12 protein-coding genes are annotated in these 15,131 nt (G+C 60.6%); 2 read left to right on the top strand and 10 right to left on the bottom strand.

Annotated elements, in window-relative coordinates; genetic code table 11:
• Positions 1 to 25: 25 nt before the first annotated feature.
• The 5 genes from atpA to FAA97_RS14080 all read right to left on the bottom strand — a co-directional run bounded on the left by atpA (position 26) and on the right by FAA97_RS14080 (position 5,993).
• A complete protein-coding gene (atpA, locus tag FAA97_RS14100; protein ID WP_136599180.1) occupies positions 26 to 1,555 on the bottom strand; it encodes a F0F1 ATP synthase subunit alpha in 1,530 nt (509 codons plus the stop codon).
• On the bottom strand, positions 1,555 to 2,121 hold the full coding sequence (locus FAA97_RS14095; protein ID WP_136599179.1) for a F0F1 ATP synthase subunit delta: 567 nt from the start codon (positions 2,119 to 2,121) through the stop codon (positions 1,555 to 1,557). Before FAA97_RS14095 ends, atpA begins: the two co-directional genes overlap by 1 nt.
• 263 nt (positions 2,122 to 2,384) lie before the next feature.
• Positions 2,385 to 2,768 (bottom strand): AGROH133_08824 family phage infection protein, encoded by a 384-nt coding sequence (locus FAA97_RS14090; protein WP_136599178.1) that lies wholly within the window; start codon positions 2,766 to 2,768, stop codon positions 2,385 to 2,387.
• 60 nt (positions 2,769 to 2,828) lie between these two features.
• On the bottom strand, positions 2,829 to 5,042 hold the full coding sequence (locus tag FAA97_RS14085) for a primosomal protein N' (RefSeq protein ID WP_136599177.1): 2,214 nt from the start codon (positions 5,040 to 5,042) through the stop codon (positions 2,829 to 2,831).
• A gap of 57 nt (positions 5,043 to 5,099) precedes the next feature.
• Positions 5,100 to 5,993, bottom strand: a complete 894-nt coding sequence (locus FAA97_RS14080; RefSeq protein WP_136599176.1) for a GNAT family N-acetyltransferase — start codon at positions 5,991 to 5,993, stop codon at positions 5,100 to 5,102.
• Between the two features lie 144 nt (positions 5,994 to 6,137).
• On the opposite strand from FAA97_RS14080, the gene FAA97_RS14075 reads away from it, so the two are divergent.
• Both FAA97_RS14075 and FAA97_RS14070 read left to right on the top strand, forming a co-directional pair.
• Entirely contained in the window at positions 6,138 to 7,064 is a 927-nt protein-coding gene (locus tag FAA97_RS14075; RefSeq protein WP_246041498.1) for a tyrosine recombinase XerC, read from the top strand.
• Positions 7,065 to 7,143: 79 nt separating this feature from the next.
• Positions 7,144 to 8,238: a TraB/GumN family protein gene (locus FAA97_RS14070; protein WP_136599174.1), complete on the top strand. Its 1,095-nt coding sequence runs from the start codon at positions 7,144 to 7,146 to the stop codon at positions 8,236 to 8,238.
• 138 nt (positions 8,239 to 8,376) lie between these two features.
• On the opposite strand, the gene lpdA is transcribed toward FAA97_RS14070, so the two are convergent.
• The 5 genes from lpdA to FAA97_RS14045 are packed head-to-tail and all read right to left on the bottom strand — an operon-like array spanning position 8,377 to position 15,030.
• Entirely contained in the window at positions 8,377 to 9,783 is a 1,407-nt protein-coding gene (lpdA, locus tag FAA97_RS14065; protein WP_136599173.1) for a dihydrolipoyl dehydrogenase, read from the bottom strand.
• 35 nt (positions 9,784 to 9,818) lie between these two features.
• On the bottom strand, positions 9,819 to 10,319 hold the full coding sequence (locus FAA97_RS14060) for a hypothetical protein (RefSeq protein ID WP_136599172.1): 501 nt from the start codon (positions 10,317 to 10,319) through the stop codon (positions 9,819 to 9,821).
• Between the two features lie 8 nt (positions 10,320 to 10,327).
• Positions 10,328 to 10,741, bottom strand: a complete 414-nt coding sequence (locus tag FAA97_RS14055; protein WP_136599171.1) for an MAPEG family protein — start codon at positions 10,739 to 10,741, stop codon at positions 10,328 to 10,330.
• A gap of 12 nt (positions 10,742 to 10,753) precedes the next feature.
• Positions 10,754 to 11,977 (bottom strand): 2-oxoglutarate dehydrogenase complex dihydrolipoyllysine-residue succinyltransferase, encoded by a 1,224-nt coding sequence (odhB, locus tag FAA97_RS14050; RefSeq protein ID WP_136599170.1) that lies wholly within the window; start codon positions 11,975 to 11,977, stop codon positions 10,754 to 10,756.
• Positions 11,978 to 12,033: 56 nt separating this feature from the next.
• A complete protein-coding gene (locus FAA97_RS14045; protein WP_136599169.1) occupies positions 12,034 to 15,030 on the bottom strand; it encodes a 2-oxoglutarate dehydrogenase E1 component in 2,997 nt (998 codons plus the stop codon).
• Positions 15,031 to 15,131 lie beyond the last annotated feature (101 nt).

Here is a 15,131-nt window from a genome sequence, read left to right as displayed (position 1 = left end):
TATCCGTCCTTGGCTTGAGCCTGAGTTAGGCGAAGTTCTTCGCGAAGGTGTCGAGGGCGGCCTTGAGCTTGCCCTTGGTGTCGTCGCTGATCGCCTTATCTGCGCGGATCGTGTCGAGGATCGCCTTGCCTTCCGAGCGGAGGTAGGAAAGCAGACCCTGCTCGAACTTGCCGACGTCAGCAACCGGGATCTTGTCCAGGTAACCGTTGACGCCTGCGAAGATGACCGCGACCTGTTCTTCCGTCTTGAGCGGCGAGAACTGCGGCTGCTTCAGGAGTTCGGTCAGGCGTGCACCGCGGTTCAAGAGGCGCTGGGTTGCAGCGTCAAGGTCCGAACCGAACTGGGCGAAGGCGGCCATTTCGCGATACTGGGCAAGTTCACCCTTGATCGAGCCGGCAACCTGCTTCATCGCCTTGATCTGAGCGGCAGAACCGACGCGCGAAACCGACAGACCGACGTTAACGGCCGGACGAATGCCCTGATAGAACAGGTCGGTTTCAAGGAAGATCTGACCGTCGGTGATCGAGATGACGTTGGTCGGAATAAAGGCCGAAACGTCGTTACCCTGGGTTTCGATGACCGGCAGAGCGGTCAGCGAGCCGGCGCCAGCGGCGTCGCCCATCTTGGCGGCGCGCTCGAGCAGACGGGAATGCAGATAGAAGACGTCGCCCGGATAAGCTTCGCGGCCCGGCGGGCGGCGCAGCAGGAGCGACATCTGACGATAGGCAACAGCCTGCTTCGACAGGTCGTCGTAAGCGATGAGCGCGTGCTGACCGTTGTCACGGAAGTATTCGCCCATGGCGCAGCCAGCAAACGGCGCGAGGTACTGCATCGGAGCCGGGTCCGAAGCGGTCGCGGCGATGACGATCGAGTACTGCAGGGCGCCGCGCTCTTCGAGGATCTTCACGAACTGGGCAACGGTCGAACGCTTCTGGCCGACAGCAACGTACACGCAGAACAGCTTGTCGTTGTCCGGGCCGTTGTCGTGGATCGGCTTCTGGTTCAGGAAGGTGTCGAGAATGATTGCGGTCTTACCGGTCTGGCGGTCACCGATGACCAGTTCGCGCTGACCACGGCCAACCGGGATCAGGGCGTCGATGGCCTTGAGGCCGGTCGACATCGGCTCATGAACCGACTTGCGCGGGATGATGCCCGGTGCCTTGACGTCGACGCGAGCGCGACGGGTCGCATTGATCGGACCCTTGCCGTCGATCGGATTGCCGAGCGCATCAACAACGCGACCGAGCAGCTCCGGACCAACCGGAACGTCAACGATGGCGCCGGTGCGCTTGACGGTGTCGCCTTCCTTGATGCCACGGTCGGCACCGAAGATAACGACGCCGACATTATCAGCTTCGAGGTTGAGCGCCATACCGCGAATGCCGCCCGGGAATTCGACCATTTCACCGGCCTGGACGTTGTCGAGGCCGTAAACGCGGGCGATACCGTCACCGACGGAGAGCACCTGGCCAACTTCGGAGACTTCCGCCTCTTTGCCGAAGTTTTTGATTTGATCTTTCAGAATTGCGGAAATTTCCGCGGCGCGGATATCCATCAGCCAACCTCTTTCAGTGCAAGCTTAAGGGTGGAAAGTTTGGTGCGAAGGGACGTGTCGATCTGGCGCGAGCCGATCTTGACGATAAGGCCACCCAGCAGGGACGGATCGACCGTAACAGCGATCGAGACTTCCTTGCCGGTAACGCCCTTCAGCGCCGCTTTCAGTTCGGATTCCTGCTCAGCCGAAAGAGCGTGAGCAGAGGTGACTTCAGCCGTGACCTGACCCTTGTGACGGGCAACGATCTGGCGATATGCGGCCACCATGCCGGAAACGGCAAAGAGGCGACGATTGCTGGCAACGACCTTCAGGAAGTTCGACACGAGCGCGCTGAATTGTGCCTTGTCGGCAATCGCGCTGATGGCCTTCACCTGATCATCAGATGCAAAAACGGGCGACTGAACGAGGCGCTTGAAATCATCGCTCTCATCAATCATCGTCTGAAGACGGGCAAGGTCTGCAGCGACAGCGTCAATCGCGCCAGCCTCAAGCGCAAGCTCGAAAAGCGATGATGCGTAGCGCTCGGCCACGCCGGAAATCACTTGGGATGCGTCTGCCACGGGCAAAAAATTCCCTGATCTTGTCCCAGGATCGGCACAGGCCCGGGTGGACCCACCTAACATCCTGATAGTGTTTTGTTTTCCCCCGAAAACACAAATACGTATGACTTGCGTTTTCCGAATTTCGCGGTCCGTCTAGCATACGAGGTCTAGACTCGCAACACGCGTATTAACGGTTTGACCCATCAGAGCAAGGGCCACCGAGGAATTTTGTCGGTTTCTGCGTCAAATTGACTGCGTGTCGGTTGCCCTTGCGGGGTCCTGCAATCTCAAATGAGACCAAAGACATACGAGAGAACGAGAGCGGCCGTAGCGGCCTGCACAACCAGAGGAGGCACAACACGCCAACTGCTCCTTCCATCCGACATGATCGACAGGATGCGCGAAAACACGGAGAGCCCAAGGGCCGCTCCAAGCGCCAGGTAGACCATGGGCTGCGCGAGCAGAAGCGCCGTTCCGCAAAAGCCAGCCAAGAGGCCTCCCGCGGAGCGGACGGCCCCATAGCCGTCGTTGCGCCCCTCGCGGATATCCAGACCCGCCATTCGCATGGCCAGGCCCGGTGCAAGCAGCACAAAACAGCCTACCAGGGCCATGATCGTTGCAGCCAGGAATGCCAGTTGCTCACCCGGTTCCGTCGGGAAGTAGAATTCCATGGGGTCCTCGTCGTTGTTCTTCAGCGCGCGGTTTATGACACACTCTGAGAACGGGTGGAATCAGAGAAAACTCTGCGGATCGACATCGATCTGCACCTGTATTGAGCGTCTTTCCTTAGGTCCGCGATCGATCATTGCACGGACGAAGGTCTGCATGTCGTTCGTGCGCCGCCCGTGGATCAGAAGCCGGAAGCGGTGTCGTCCGCGGATAAGGGCAAGCGGCGCTTCGGCCGGGCCGAGGACCATGATACCGCTTTCCTGTGGCGCCGCCTGTCTGAGCCCGCGGGCATGGCCTTCCGCTTCGGCGCGCATATCGGCAGACACAATGATCGAGACCAGCCGACCATACGGTGGAAGCTGCGCTTTTTCGCGCTCGACGATCTCGCGCTCGTAGAAAGCGGAGGCATCTCCTGATACCAGCGCCTGCATAACCGGATGCTGTGGCTGAAAGGTCTGGATCAAGCCAAGGCTCTTGCGACCGGTCCGCCCTGCCCGCCCCGTGACCTGGGAAAGAAGCTGGAACGTTCGCTCCGCCGCTCGTGGATCTCCGTTCGACAGTCCGATATCGGCGTCGATGATGCCAACCAAGGTCATCAGCGGAAAATTGTGCCCCTTGGCGACCAACTGCGTACCGATGACGATGTCGGCTTCGCCATTGGCGATCGCTTCGAGCTCCAGCCGTAGCCGCTTGACCCCACCGAGATCGGAGGACAGCACCAGCGTGCGCGCATCCGGAAAATGCCTCTCCACTTCCTCGGCGATCCGCTCCACACCCGGCCCGCAGGCAACGAGATGGTCCAACGTGCCGCATTCGGGGCAGGCATTGGGTGTCGGCTCGTGATAGCCGCATTGATGGCACTGTATCTGGCCACGGAAACGGTGCTCGACCAGCCAGCTTGAGCACTGGGGACACTGGAACCGGTGACCGCAGACACGGCAAAGCGTCAAGGGCGCGTAGCCGCGACGGTTGAGAAAGAGCAGCGCCTGCTCTCCCCTCTCCACGGCCTTGCCAACCGAGCGCAGCAGAATTGGCGAAAGAAAGCCGCCGCGCTCTGGCGGATGACGGCGCATATCGATGAGGTGCAGATCCGGCATGGCCGCATCGGCAAAGCGGGTGGGCAGGTGGATGCGCTCATAGCGACCCGCAAGACAATTCACCTGGCTTTCGACGGAGGGGGTGGCGGAGACCAGCACGACCGGGAAGCCGGCGATGCGGGCCCGCACGACCGCCATGTCGCGTGCATTGTAGAACACCCGATCTTCCTGCTTGAAAGCCGGGTCATGCTCTTCATCGACAATGATCAGGCCGAGGTTCTCAAAAGGCAGGAAAAGTGCCGATCGCGCACCGGCAACGACCCGGATCTCGCCCGTTGCCACCTGACGCCAGACCTTCTCGCGCGTTCGGGTCGCAAGATCGGAGTGCCATTCGCCCGGCTTGGCCCCGAAGCGATCCTGAAAACGTTCAAGGAAGTTGGCGGTGAGCGCGATTTCCGGCAGCAGGATCAGAACCTGCTTGCCCTGCCGCAGCGTCTCGGCGATCGCCTCGAAATAGACTTCGGTCTTGCCCGAGCCGGTCACCCCATCAATCAGAGCGACGGCAAAACCACCCTTGCGCTGCATGGCGAGAATTTCGTCGGCGGCCTCCTTTTGCGGACCCGCGAGACGATGCGCTGCGAAATCGGGATCAGGAAGTGCAACCAAGGGCGGCGGTGGCAGAAAGACCTGCTCAAACACCCCCTGCTTGAGCAATCCATCAATGACGCTCGTCGACACGCCACAGGCATGGGCAAGCCCGCTCTTTGTCCATGACAGTCCATCCGCGGTAAGCGCCAGAACCTTTTCTCTTGCAGGCGTGATCTTTTCGGGCCGGTACCCGGAAAACCGCAAGCCCTCGATCATCGGTTCAGGGTCAAAGGCCGCAGGCGCGCGAAGCGCCATGCGTGCGACATAGCCCGGTGGGGACAAGGTGTAGGCCGCAATCCAATCGAGAAAGGCGCGCATGTCGCCGTCAAGCGGCGGGCAATCGAAGACCTTGGTGATCTCCCGCAGCTTCTTGGGGTCGACCCCCTTATCCTCGCCGCCATCCCAGACCACACCGATGACCTGCCTGGGGCCAAGGGGCACCTGAACGATCGATCCAGGTTCCACCGTGAGGCCAGGAGGCACGGCATAGCTGTAGGCAGTCGGTGCCGGCATGGGCACCAGCACCGGCACGACATTGCGGGCCGGCGGCTGGAAGAGTTCACCGAACAGGCTTTTCGAATCGTCCGTCATCGGCGGCAACTTGCCCCCGAAGGCGAGGAAAGGAAATAGCGATCCGGAGATCCTGCCTCAGTTGAAGGGACGATCTGGATCCACGGGCAGGTCATGAACCGTATAGCGTTCGAGCGCCCGGGTCACCTCGACCGGATCGCCATCAAGCGCGCTGACCGGGATCATGGGCCCGACCGTGAAGTCGAATTGCTGACCACGCTTGTTGAGAAGCTCGTAAAACACCGTCATGTCACGCAATTCGGTCGACCATTTGGCAAACCAGTAAAACAGCCCGGAATTGCGCGCTTTCATGTTCACCGGCAAAATCGGCAGGTCATATTTTCGGGCAAGCGAGATGGCTGAGGTTTTCCAAGGCCGTTCGTTGAGACGCCCATCGTCCCAATAAGCAATTCGCCCCGATGGAAACAGGATTGTCGCCTTGCCGTCCTCAACCGCGCGATTGGTCAGCTTCAGCGTTTCGCGGGCCTTCAGCTTGGATTTGTGTTCTTCCCGCCATTCTACCGGGATAATGATTTCCGACAGGCGCGGATTGACGCGGACCGCATCGCGGTTGGCAAAGAAAGTCATATCCGGGCGGCGCGATTTCATCAGATCGTACATGGCCACTCCATCGGCAATACCGGTGGGGTGATTGCTGACCAGGATAAAGCCGCCCTTTGACGGGATACGGTCTGCATGACGCTCGGCGATCTGAAGCTTCAGCGCATCGCTCAGATAATCAAAGACCTGCGCACCGTTGAGACGCGACACGTCATCGGCAAACTGAATGGCCTTGTCATAGCGCAGCAGCGTGTAGATGAAGGGCCGCATGACGGGCCAGAGCGGATGTTGGACGAGCTTCTGGCCGCGTTCTGCAATGAGCGTATCGACGATATGTCCGGGGCGCCCGTGCGACAGAAGAGCAATCGCATCGGACAAAGTGTCAAAGGTCGAAGCTGCGGAGCGACGCATCAGAGGCAACCTCGCCATTTGTTTCCTACGTTCTTTTCACCGCAGTGTGATCCGATCATGACAATCCCTGTTATTCGTGGTTCGGTAACGCTGATCCGGCATTGTTGAGTCGGATTTCCAACCCTGCATAACGCGGACGGCATAATTTTGATCCCGGCGGACGAAAAACTTCTGGTGGAACGGCAGGCATGGCTCGAGAGCCTGGCCGACGAGAGACGTCTAGCAACAAACACGCTTGAAGCCTATGAGCGCGACACGCGCCAGTTTCTGCAATTCCTGTCAGGACATATCGGCGGCCCTGTTGCTCTGTTCGACATTGCCGCTCTGCGACCGGCGGACTTGCGCAGCTTTCTCGCTTTTCGTCGCAGGGAGGGTGCGGGCGCGCGCTCCCTCGGCCGCCATCTGGCAGGCCTTCGGTCACTATTGCGCCATCTCGAGCGCAAGGGCCTCGTCAATGCGGCCGGTGCCGGTGCGATCCGCTCGCCCAAGCAGCCGAAATCGCTGCCCAAGCCGCTCAGTGGCGCCCAGGCAATTCAGGTCGTCGATAGAAACACACAGATGAACGAAGAGCCGTGGATCGCTGCCCGCGACGCGGCCGTGCTTTCGCTGCTCTACGGCTGCGGCTTGCGCATTTCAGAAGCGCTTGGTTTGACGCCAGAAACCTTCGAAGACAAGACGGTCAGTCTTCGCATTTCCGGCAAGGGTGGCAAGATGCGGATTGTACCGCTTTTGCCTGTGGTCGCTGAAGCGGTTCAGACGTACCGGAAGCTCTGCCCTTATCATCTTGAAACGGGGTCCCCGCTTTTTCGGGGCGCCCGTGGGGGACCTCTTCAGCCGGCGATCATCCAGCGGGAAATGCAGCGATTGCGCTCCGCCCTGGGCCTGCCGGATTCGGCGACACCGCATGCACTGCGCCACTCCTTTGCCACGCATCTTCTCGGAAGCGGCGGCGATTTGCGGACCATCCAGGAATTGCTCGGCCATGCCAGCCTTTCCACCACGCAGATCTATACCGGCGTCGACAGCAAGCGGCTGCTCGACATTTATGATCGCGCTCACCCGCGCGCCTGATGCAGGCAGTTTAACCAAGCGAATTAATCAATCGTGAGGCTTCTGCGGTCTATCGTCTCGCCACTCAACAGGAGATGACATGCCCGCCTTTCGCATCCTTTCAGAGCACATCCGCCGGTCCCGCCCAACGGCGATCGAGGCCTTGCACTGGGTCGTGGCGTCCATGCCGATGATGGTGTTGGCGCTTCTCATCGCCACCCTCACGGCGCTTTCGTCCGCCAGAGCCCAGGAGGCCGTGGCCTGCACGGGCGTTAACCTCCTGACGGCAATGGAGACGGACGATCCCGACCTGTTTGCACGTATCCGCGCTGAGGCCGACGCGGTGCCCAATGGCAAAGGTTTGTTCTGGAAAGTCGAAAAGGAAGGCCTAAAGCCTTCCTGGCTGCTCGGAACCATGCATGTGACCGATCCCCGCGTACTCGTCATGCCTGCGGGTGCGAAAGAGGCTGCGGCGGCGGCTGACGTGGTGGTCATCGAATCCGATGAAATTCTCGATGACAAGAAGGCAGGTGCAGCGCTTCTGATGCATCCCGACCTGACAATGTTTACGGATGGATCCAGCATCAAGGACCATCTCGACGCAGCGCAAATGGCAACGCTTGAGGCCGGTCTCAAGCAGAGGGGGCTTGCACTCGGCACCGTTGCCAAAATGAAGCCCTGGATCCTTGCCAGTTTTGTGGCGCTTCCGGATTGCGAACTGGCGCGCAAGGGGGCTGGGGCGTCCTTCCTCGACAAGCAGATCGCTGAAGATGCCGTTGCCGCCGGCAAGCCGGTGGCTGGCTTGGAAACCCTTGTCGAACAGCTGAAGGCGATGGCCGAGCTTCCAATCGACTTCCACTTTCAGGCCTTGATCGAGACAATCACGCTCGGCGACAAGATGGACGACGTGATGGAAACCATGACGGAGCTCTACCTCGCAGGCGATATCGGCATGACGATGCCACTCCTGAAGACGATCGCCCCATCGGCAGATGGTGACGACGAGAGCGCCTTTGCCGCTTTTGAAAGCCGCATCGTCAATGATCGCAATCTGGTCATGGCAGAGGGGAGCAAGCAGCACCTCGAAAAAGGAAATGCCTTCATCGCCGTCGGAGCACTGCATCTGCCTGGTGAGAAGGGCCTGGTCGAATTGCTCCGGGGTCAGGGCTACACCGTGACGCGCGTCGACGGCTGAGGCGAGGCGATCCGCCTGGCCTCAAGAGCCAAGCTTCAGATCAACCCATGAGCACACAAAAAGGCCGGCACTTGGACACAAGCGCCGGCCTTAATTCTTGCCTGGTTAACCGACTGAGCTTTGTCGGCTCAGGTCATATTACATGTGCAATGGCTTGAAGAAGGTTGCCAAGGCAGCTTCCTTCACCGCTTCCGACATGGTCGGATGGGCGTGGCAGGTGCGGCCGAGATCTTCCGACGAGCCGCCGAATTCCATAAGAACAGCCGCCTCGTGGATCATTTCGCCAGCACCGAAGCCAATGATATGCACGCCGAGCACACGGTCCGTATCCTTGTCGGCCAGAACCTTGACGAAACCGTCCATGGCCTGCATGGCGCGTGCACGGCCATTGGCGGTGAACGGGAACTTGCCGACCTTGTAGGCAATACCAGCGGCTTTCAGTTCTTCCTCGGTCTTGCCGACGGAGGCGACTTCCGGCTGGGTGTAGACCACGCCCGGGATGACGTCATAGTTCACATGACCATGCTGGCCGACGAGGATTTCGGCGAGCGCCACGCCTTCGTCCTCAGCCTTGTGCGCCAACATCGGCCCCTTGACCACGTCACCGATGGCATAGATGCCGGCGACGTTCGTGCGGAAGTGGCCATCGATCTCGACGCGACCGCGATTGTCCAACGCAACGCCGGCCTCTTCGAGGCCGAGACCTGCCGTAAAGGGCTTGCGGCCCGTGGCGACGAGAACAACATCGGCTTCGATCGTCTGGGCATCGCCGCCCTTGACCGGCTCGAACGTGACCTTGGCGCCTTCGCCAGCCCGTTCGACACCCGTGACCTTCGCGCCGAGATTAAACTCGATGCCCTGCTTGGCCAGGATCCGCTGGAACTGCTTGGAGACTTCACCGTCCATGCCGCCGAGGATCGTGTCGAGATACTCGACCACGGTCACCTTGGAGCCGAGGCGCGACCAGACAGAGCCGAGTTCCAGACCGATGACACCGCCGCCGACGACAATCATCTTGCCCGGAACCTTGTCGAGTGCAATGCCGCCCGTCGAGGAGACGATGACCTTCTCGTCGATCTCGACAGCAACGCCCGGAATGCCGGTAACATCGGAACCCGTCGCAATGACGATGTTCTTGGTTTCGAGGACCTGCACTTCACCGGCATCGTTGGTGACTTCCACCTTGCCGGCAGAGAGGATCTTGCCCGTGCCCTGGATGCCGTCGATCTTGTTCTTCTTGAACAGGAAGGACACGCCCTCGACATTCGACTTCACGGTCGCATCCTTGTGCGCCATCATCTTTTCGAGGTTAAGCGTCGGCGTGCCGACTTCGACGCCGAGATCGGCCATGCCATGCGAGGCATGGTGGAAGACTTCCGATGCATGCAGCAGGGCCTTGGACGGGATGCAGCCGATGTTGAGGCAGGTGCCGCCATAGGTCTGGCGCTTTTCGACGACTGCGACCTTGAGGCCGAGCTGGGCCGCTTTGATCGCGCAGACATAGCCGCCGGGGCCGCTACCGATTATCACTACATCATAAGCCATTGAACCGTTCCTTTGCCTGTTTTGCAGACTGCGCGTCACGTCTTGGACGCGCATTGTTTGAATTCGAAGACATCCCAGGGACCGGCGTCCAGCGCCTTGCCCGCTGCAGATGACATGATTGCAGGGCCGAAGCCCGGCAGAAGCAGCGCGTCCGGCGCATCCGCACCCTCCGGCGGCAAAAGATCGACGTGACCCGACTTCTCGTCGATGCTGTAGACGATACCCTTCCAGACCGTGCAGGCATTGAGCGTTTCGCCCGTCACATCGCCTTCGGGGCAATTGTTCATCAGCATGCCGACGGGTCTATCGACCTCGGGATCGTACAACACGCGGCCATCAAGCTTCATACCGCCGATTGTCGTGGCGAAACCATGGGTCACCGGCGTGTTTTCGCCACTTGAAGCAGCGAAGACAAGTTCGACGCCGGTCTCGGCCTCGCGGTACGTCGCCTTCTCAATCTGGCAGTCGGCAGCGAGGGCCGATGTGGCAAGCACGAACCCCGCCAGAAATACAGATCGTCCGAGCATCCCGCCCATGCCTTGCCTCAGAAAGCCAGCGTCAAGAACATCAGGCCGAGCCCAGCCATGGAGCCAAGCCAGACAAACGAGCGGATGTAGGGAATGCCGGCGAGATAAAGAGGATAGTAGGCGATGCGGCCGACAAACCAGACGACGGCACCGGCCAGACCAAGTCCGTCAGTCTCACCGGTCACCAGCAGCCCCGCTGCAAGCGCGACGAAAGCCGGATAAGTCTCGCGAAAATTGGACGAGGCTCGGGCCGCACGACCGGCGAGCTTACCCGCCGGTTGTTTACCTTCGTCACGCGGGCCGGCATTCCACTCTGTGCCCAATTCCTTGGTCGCGAACACGCCCTGCAGAAGGACATGCGCAACCAAGAGGACCACGCTCCAGGCGAGGAGCAGGATGAGCGGAGAGGCGGAAGCGGATACCGGCTCCATCGTGAAGTCTCCTTAGAGATCGAGAACCAGACGTTCCGGATCTTCCAGGCTTTCCTTGACGCGGACCAGGAAGGTGACGGCTTCCTTGCCATCGACGATGCGGTGATCGTAGGACAGCGCAAGATACATCATCGGACGGATGACGACCTGGCCACCGATCGCGACCGGACGCTCCTGGATCTTGTGCATGCCGAGGATACCCGACTGCGGCGCATTCAGGATCGGCGAGGACATCAGCGAGCCGTAAACGCCACCGTTGGAGATGGTGAAGGTGCCGCCCTGCATGTCGGCCATGGAAAGCTGACCGTCACGGGCAGCCTTGCCGAGACGGCCGATTTCCTTCTCGATTTCGGCGATCGACATCTGGTCGGCATCGCGCACGACCGGAACGACGAGACCCTTGTCCGTGCCGACGGCAACGCCGACATGGCAATAGTTCTTGTAGATGATGTCGGTGCCGTCGATCTCGGCGTTGACGGCCGGGAGTTCCTTCAGAGCATGCGTGACGGCCTTGGTGAAGAAGCCCATGAAGCCGAGCTTCACGCCATGCTTCTTCTCGAAGATGTCCTTGTAACGGTTGCGCAGGTCCATAACCGCCTTCATGTCCACCTCGTTATAGGTGGTGAGCATGGCAGCCGTGTTCTGGGCATCCTTCAGGCGCTTGGCGATCGTCTGGCGCAGGCGGGTCATCTTGACGCGCTCTTCGCGCGGCGCATCGGCAGCCGAAGAAGCTGCGCGCGGGGCAGCTGGCGCGGCGGCAGGTGCCGGAGCAGCCACGCCCTTGGCGATGGCGGCGAGTACGTCACCCTTCAGCACCTGACCACGCTTGCCGGAACCGTCGACATCGGCAGTCGCGATGTTGTTGTCGGCTGCAAGCTTGGCAGCAGCCGGAGCAGCCGGCATGGAGGGGCTGGCAGGTGCCGCAACCGGTGCAGGCGCGGCAGGAGCCGGAGCAGCGGGCGCGGCGGCCGGAGCCGATGCACCGGCGGAACCGGCAGCACCTTCAGCGATCTGGCCGAGCAGCGCGCCGAGGCCAACGGTCTCGCCATTCTGGGCGACGATTTCGGTCAGGACACCAGAGACCGGCGACGGCACTTCGACCGTGACCTTGTCGGTTTCCAGTTCGACGAGCGGTTCGTCGGCCTTGACGACATCGCCGACCTTCTTGAACCAGGTGCCGATGGTGGCTTCGCTGACGGATTCGCCGAGGGTGGGTACGCGGATTTCAGTGGCCATGATCTCAATTCCGTTGGTCAGAGAACGTTTCGGTCTGCGGGGTGGCGACGGGCGGATCAACCGCCCAGCGCGTCCTCGAGGAAAGCTTCAAGCTGTGCGAGGTGCTTCGACATCAGGCCCGTCGCCGGAGAGGCGGCAGCCGGACGGCCGGTATAGCGGACCCGCTGGTACTTGGCGTCGATATGGGCAAGTACCCATTCCAGGTACGGATCGATGAACGACCATGCACCCATGTTCTTCGGCTCTTCCTGGCACCAGACCATCTCGGCGTTGCGGAAACGCGAGAGTTCGTTGATCAGCGCCTTGGCCGGGAACGGATACAGCTGTTCGATACGCAGCAGATAGATGTCGTCGATGCCGCGCTTTTCGCGCTCTTCCAGAAGGTCGTAATAGACCTTGCCGGTGCACATCACGACGCGGCGGATTTTCGCATCCTTCTGCAGCTTGATCGGGCCGTCCTTGATGACTTCGGCGTCGTCCCACAGCAAACGGTGGAACGAGGATTCACCGGCCATTTCGGCAAGGCTCGATGTTGCGCGCTTGTGGCGCAGCAGCGACTTCGGCGTCATCATGATCAGCGGCTTGCGGAAGTCACGCTTCATCTGGCGGCGCAGGATGTGGAAGTAGTTCGCCGGCGTGGTGACGTTGGCGACCTGCATGTTGTCTTCGGCGCACATCTGCAGCCAGCGCTCAAGACGGGCAGACGAGTGTTCCGGACCCTGACCTTCATAACCATGCGGCAGTAGGCAGACGAGGCCCGACATGCGCAGCCACTTGCGTTCGCCAGAGGAGATGAACTGGTCGAACACGACCTGCGCACCGTTGGCGAAGTCGCCGAACTGGGCTTCCCAGAGCGTCAGCGCATTCGGACGCGCCAGCGAATAGCCGTATTCGAAGCCGAGAACGGCCTCTTCCGACAGCATAGAATTGATGACCTCGTAGCGTGCCTGCGTCGGCGAAAGGTTTGCCAGCGGGATGTAGCGGTCTTCGGATTCCTGATCATAGAGCACCGAGTGACGCTGCGAGAACGTGCCGCGCTCGCAATCCTGACCGGACAGGCGGATCTTGTGACCCTCGACGGCAAGCGAACCAAAGGCAAGCGCCTCGCCCATCGCCCAGTCGATCCCCTCGCCGGTCTCGATCATCTGCGCACGGTTTTCCATGAAGCGCTGGATGGTGCGGTGCGCCTTGAAACCTTCGGGAACCGTGGAGAGCTTGCGACCGATATCGCGCAGATCCTTGATCGGAACGGCGGTCTTGCCGCGACGCTGCTCATCGGCATTGTCGGCCGTGCGCAGACCGGACCACTGACCATCGAGCCAATCGGCCTTGTTCGGCTTGTAGCTCTGGCCTGCCTCGAACTCCTGTTCGAGATGAGCGCGCCAGTCGGCCTTCATCTTCTGAAGCTCGCCCTCGGAGATCAGGCCTTCCGCGATCAGACGTTCGCCGTAAAGCTGAACGACCGTCTTGTGCGCACGGATTTCCTTGTACATCTTCGGCTGGGTGAAGCTTGGCTCGTCGCCTTCGTTGTGACCGAAGCGGCGATAGCAGAACATGTCGATGACGACAGGCTTGTGGAACTTCATCCGGTATTCGGTGGCGATCTTGGCGGCATAGGTGACCGCTTCCGGATCGTCGCCGTTCACGTGGAAGATCGGCGCCTCGATCATCTTGGCGACGTCGGACGGATAGGGCGACGAACGCGAGAAGGCCGGATTGGTGGTGAAACCGATCTGGTTGTTGATGATGACATGCATCGTGCCGGCGACGCGGTGACCGCGCAGGCCAGACAGGCCGAGGATTTCGGCTACGACGCCCTGACCGGCAAAGGCCGCATCGCCGTGGATCAGAAGCGGCAGCACCTTGGCGCGCTCCTGCAGCGGGATGACATCGCCTTCATAGACCTTGGCGAGCTGATCCTGCTTGGCGCGGGCCTTGCCCATGACAACAGGGTTGACGATTTCCAAGTGCGACGGGTTGGCCGTCAGCGACAGGTGAACCTTGTTGCCATCGAATTCGCGGTCGGAGGATGCGCCGAGGTGATACTTGACGTCACCAGAGCCTTCGACTTCGTCAGGCTTGAACGAGCCGCCCTTGAACTCATGGAACACCGCACGGTGCGGCTTCGCCATGACATTGGTCAGCACGTTCAGGCGGCCGCGATGGGCCATGCCGAGAACGATCTCTTCCATGCCTTCCTGGCCGCCGCGCTTGATGATCTGCTCAAGCGCCGGGATCAGCGATTCACCGCCATCGAGGCCGAAGCGCTTGGTGCCCTTGTACTTGACGTCGATGAACTGCTCGAAGCCTTCGGCCTCGATCAGCTTCTGCAGAATGGCCTTCTTGCCGTTCGGCGTGAATTCGACACCCTTGCCAGGGCCTTCGATACGCTCCTGGATCCAGGCCTTTTCTTCCGGATTGGAGATATGCATGAATTCGACGCCGAGCGTCGAGCAATAGGTGCGCTGCAGGATGTCGAGCATCTCGGGGATGGTGGCGTATTCCATGCCCAGGACGTTATCGATGAAGATCTTGCGGCCGTAATCGGCCTCGGTAAAGCCATAAGCCGTCGGCGACAGTTCGTTGTAGTCCTCGACAGGTGCGGCAAGACCGAGAGGGTCAAGCTTGGCATGCAGGTGACCGCGCATACGGTAGGCACGGATCATCATGATGGCGCGCACGCTGTCGCGCGTCGCCTGAAGGACTTCGGCTTCCGATACCGGCTTGCCGGTGGCCACAGCCTGGGCTTCCGCCTTGGCCTGAACCTTCTTTTCGATAGCCTTCTCGACCTTACCCCAGTTGCCATCAAGCGCGGAGACCAGATCGCCGCTTTCGGCCAGTGGCCAGTTCTTGCGCTGCCAGGAAGCGCCGTCGGCAGCCTTCTTGACATCGGTCGGGTTGTCGGCGAGCGCCTTGAAGAAAGCCTTCCATTCATCGGAAACCGATGACGGGTCTTCCTGATAACGTGCGTAAAGCTGCTCGATATAGGCTGCGTTCTGTCCGTCGAGGAAAGACGTGATCAGAAACTGCTCGTTGGCTTCTTGCCTACCCATTGTGTAACGCGAGCACGACCGCTCGCCTCCCGACTAGAATTGATGGCCGGATGCCCGGCCTGCCGCTTGCGATCACACATGGTGCGAATCGCCGTTGTTGA

This window comes from Peteryoungia ipomoeae (assembly GCF_004912165.1).
Classification (GTDB): domain Bacteria; phylum Pseudomonadota; class Alphaproteobacteria; order Rhizobiales; family Rhizobiaceae; genus Allorhizobium; species Allorhizobium ipomoeae.
The sequence above is the reverse complement of the archived record's forward strand: the minus strand, read 5'-3'. Positions and strand labels throughout refer to the sequence as shown.

What these genes read in the sequence shown, in the direction of transcription:
- atpA (WP_136599180.1), bottom strand. Translation starts at nt 1,555, where the DNA reads ATGGATATCCGCGCCGCGGAAATTTCCGCAATTCTGAAAGATCAAATC.
- FAA97_RS14090 (WP_136599178.1), bottom strand. Translation starts at nt 2,768, where the DNA reads ATGGAATTCTACTTCCCGACGGAACCGGGTGAGCAACTGGCATTCCTG.
- FAA97_RS14085 (WP_136599177.1), bottom strand. Translation starts at nt 5,042, where the DNA reads ATGACGGACGATTCGAAAAGCCTGTTCGGTGAACTCTTCCAGCCGCCG.
- FAA97_RS14080 (WP_136599176.1), bottom strand. Translation starts at nt 5,993, where the DNA reads ATGCGTCGCTCCGCAGCTTCGACCTTTGACACTTTGTCCGATGCGATT.
- FAA97_RS14070 (WP_136599174.1), top strand. Translation starts at nt 7,144, where the DNA reads ATGCCCGCCTTTCGCATCCTTTCAGAGCACATCCGCCGGTCCCGCCCA.
- lpdA (WP_136599173.1), bottom strand. Translation starts at nt 9,783, where the DNA reads ATGGCTTATGATGTAGTGATAATCGGTAGCGGCCCCGGCGGCTATGTC.
- FAA97_RS14060 (WP_136599172.1), bottom strand. Translation starts at nt 10,319, where the DNA reads ATGGGCGGGATGCTCGGACGATCTGTATTTCTGGCGGGGTTCGTGCTT.
- FAA97_RS14055 (WP_136599171.1), bottom strand. Translation starts at nt 10,741, where the DNA reads ATGGAGCCGGTATCCGCTTCCGCCTCTCCGCTCATCCTGCTCCTCGCC.
- odhB (WP_136599170.1), bottom strand. Translation starts at nt 11,977, where the DNA reads ATGGCCACTGAAATCCGCGTACCCACCCTCGGCGAATCCGTCAGCGAA.
- FAA97_RS14045 (WP_136599169.1), bottom strand. Translation starts at nt 15,030, where the DNA reads ATGGGTAGGCAAGAAGCCAACGAGCAGTTTCTGATCACGTCTTTCCTC.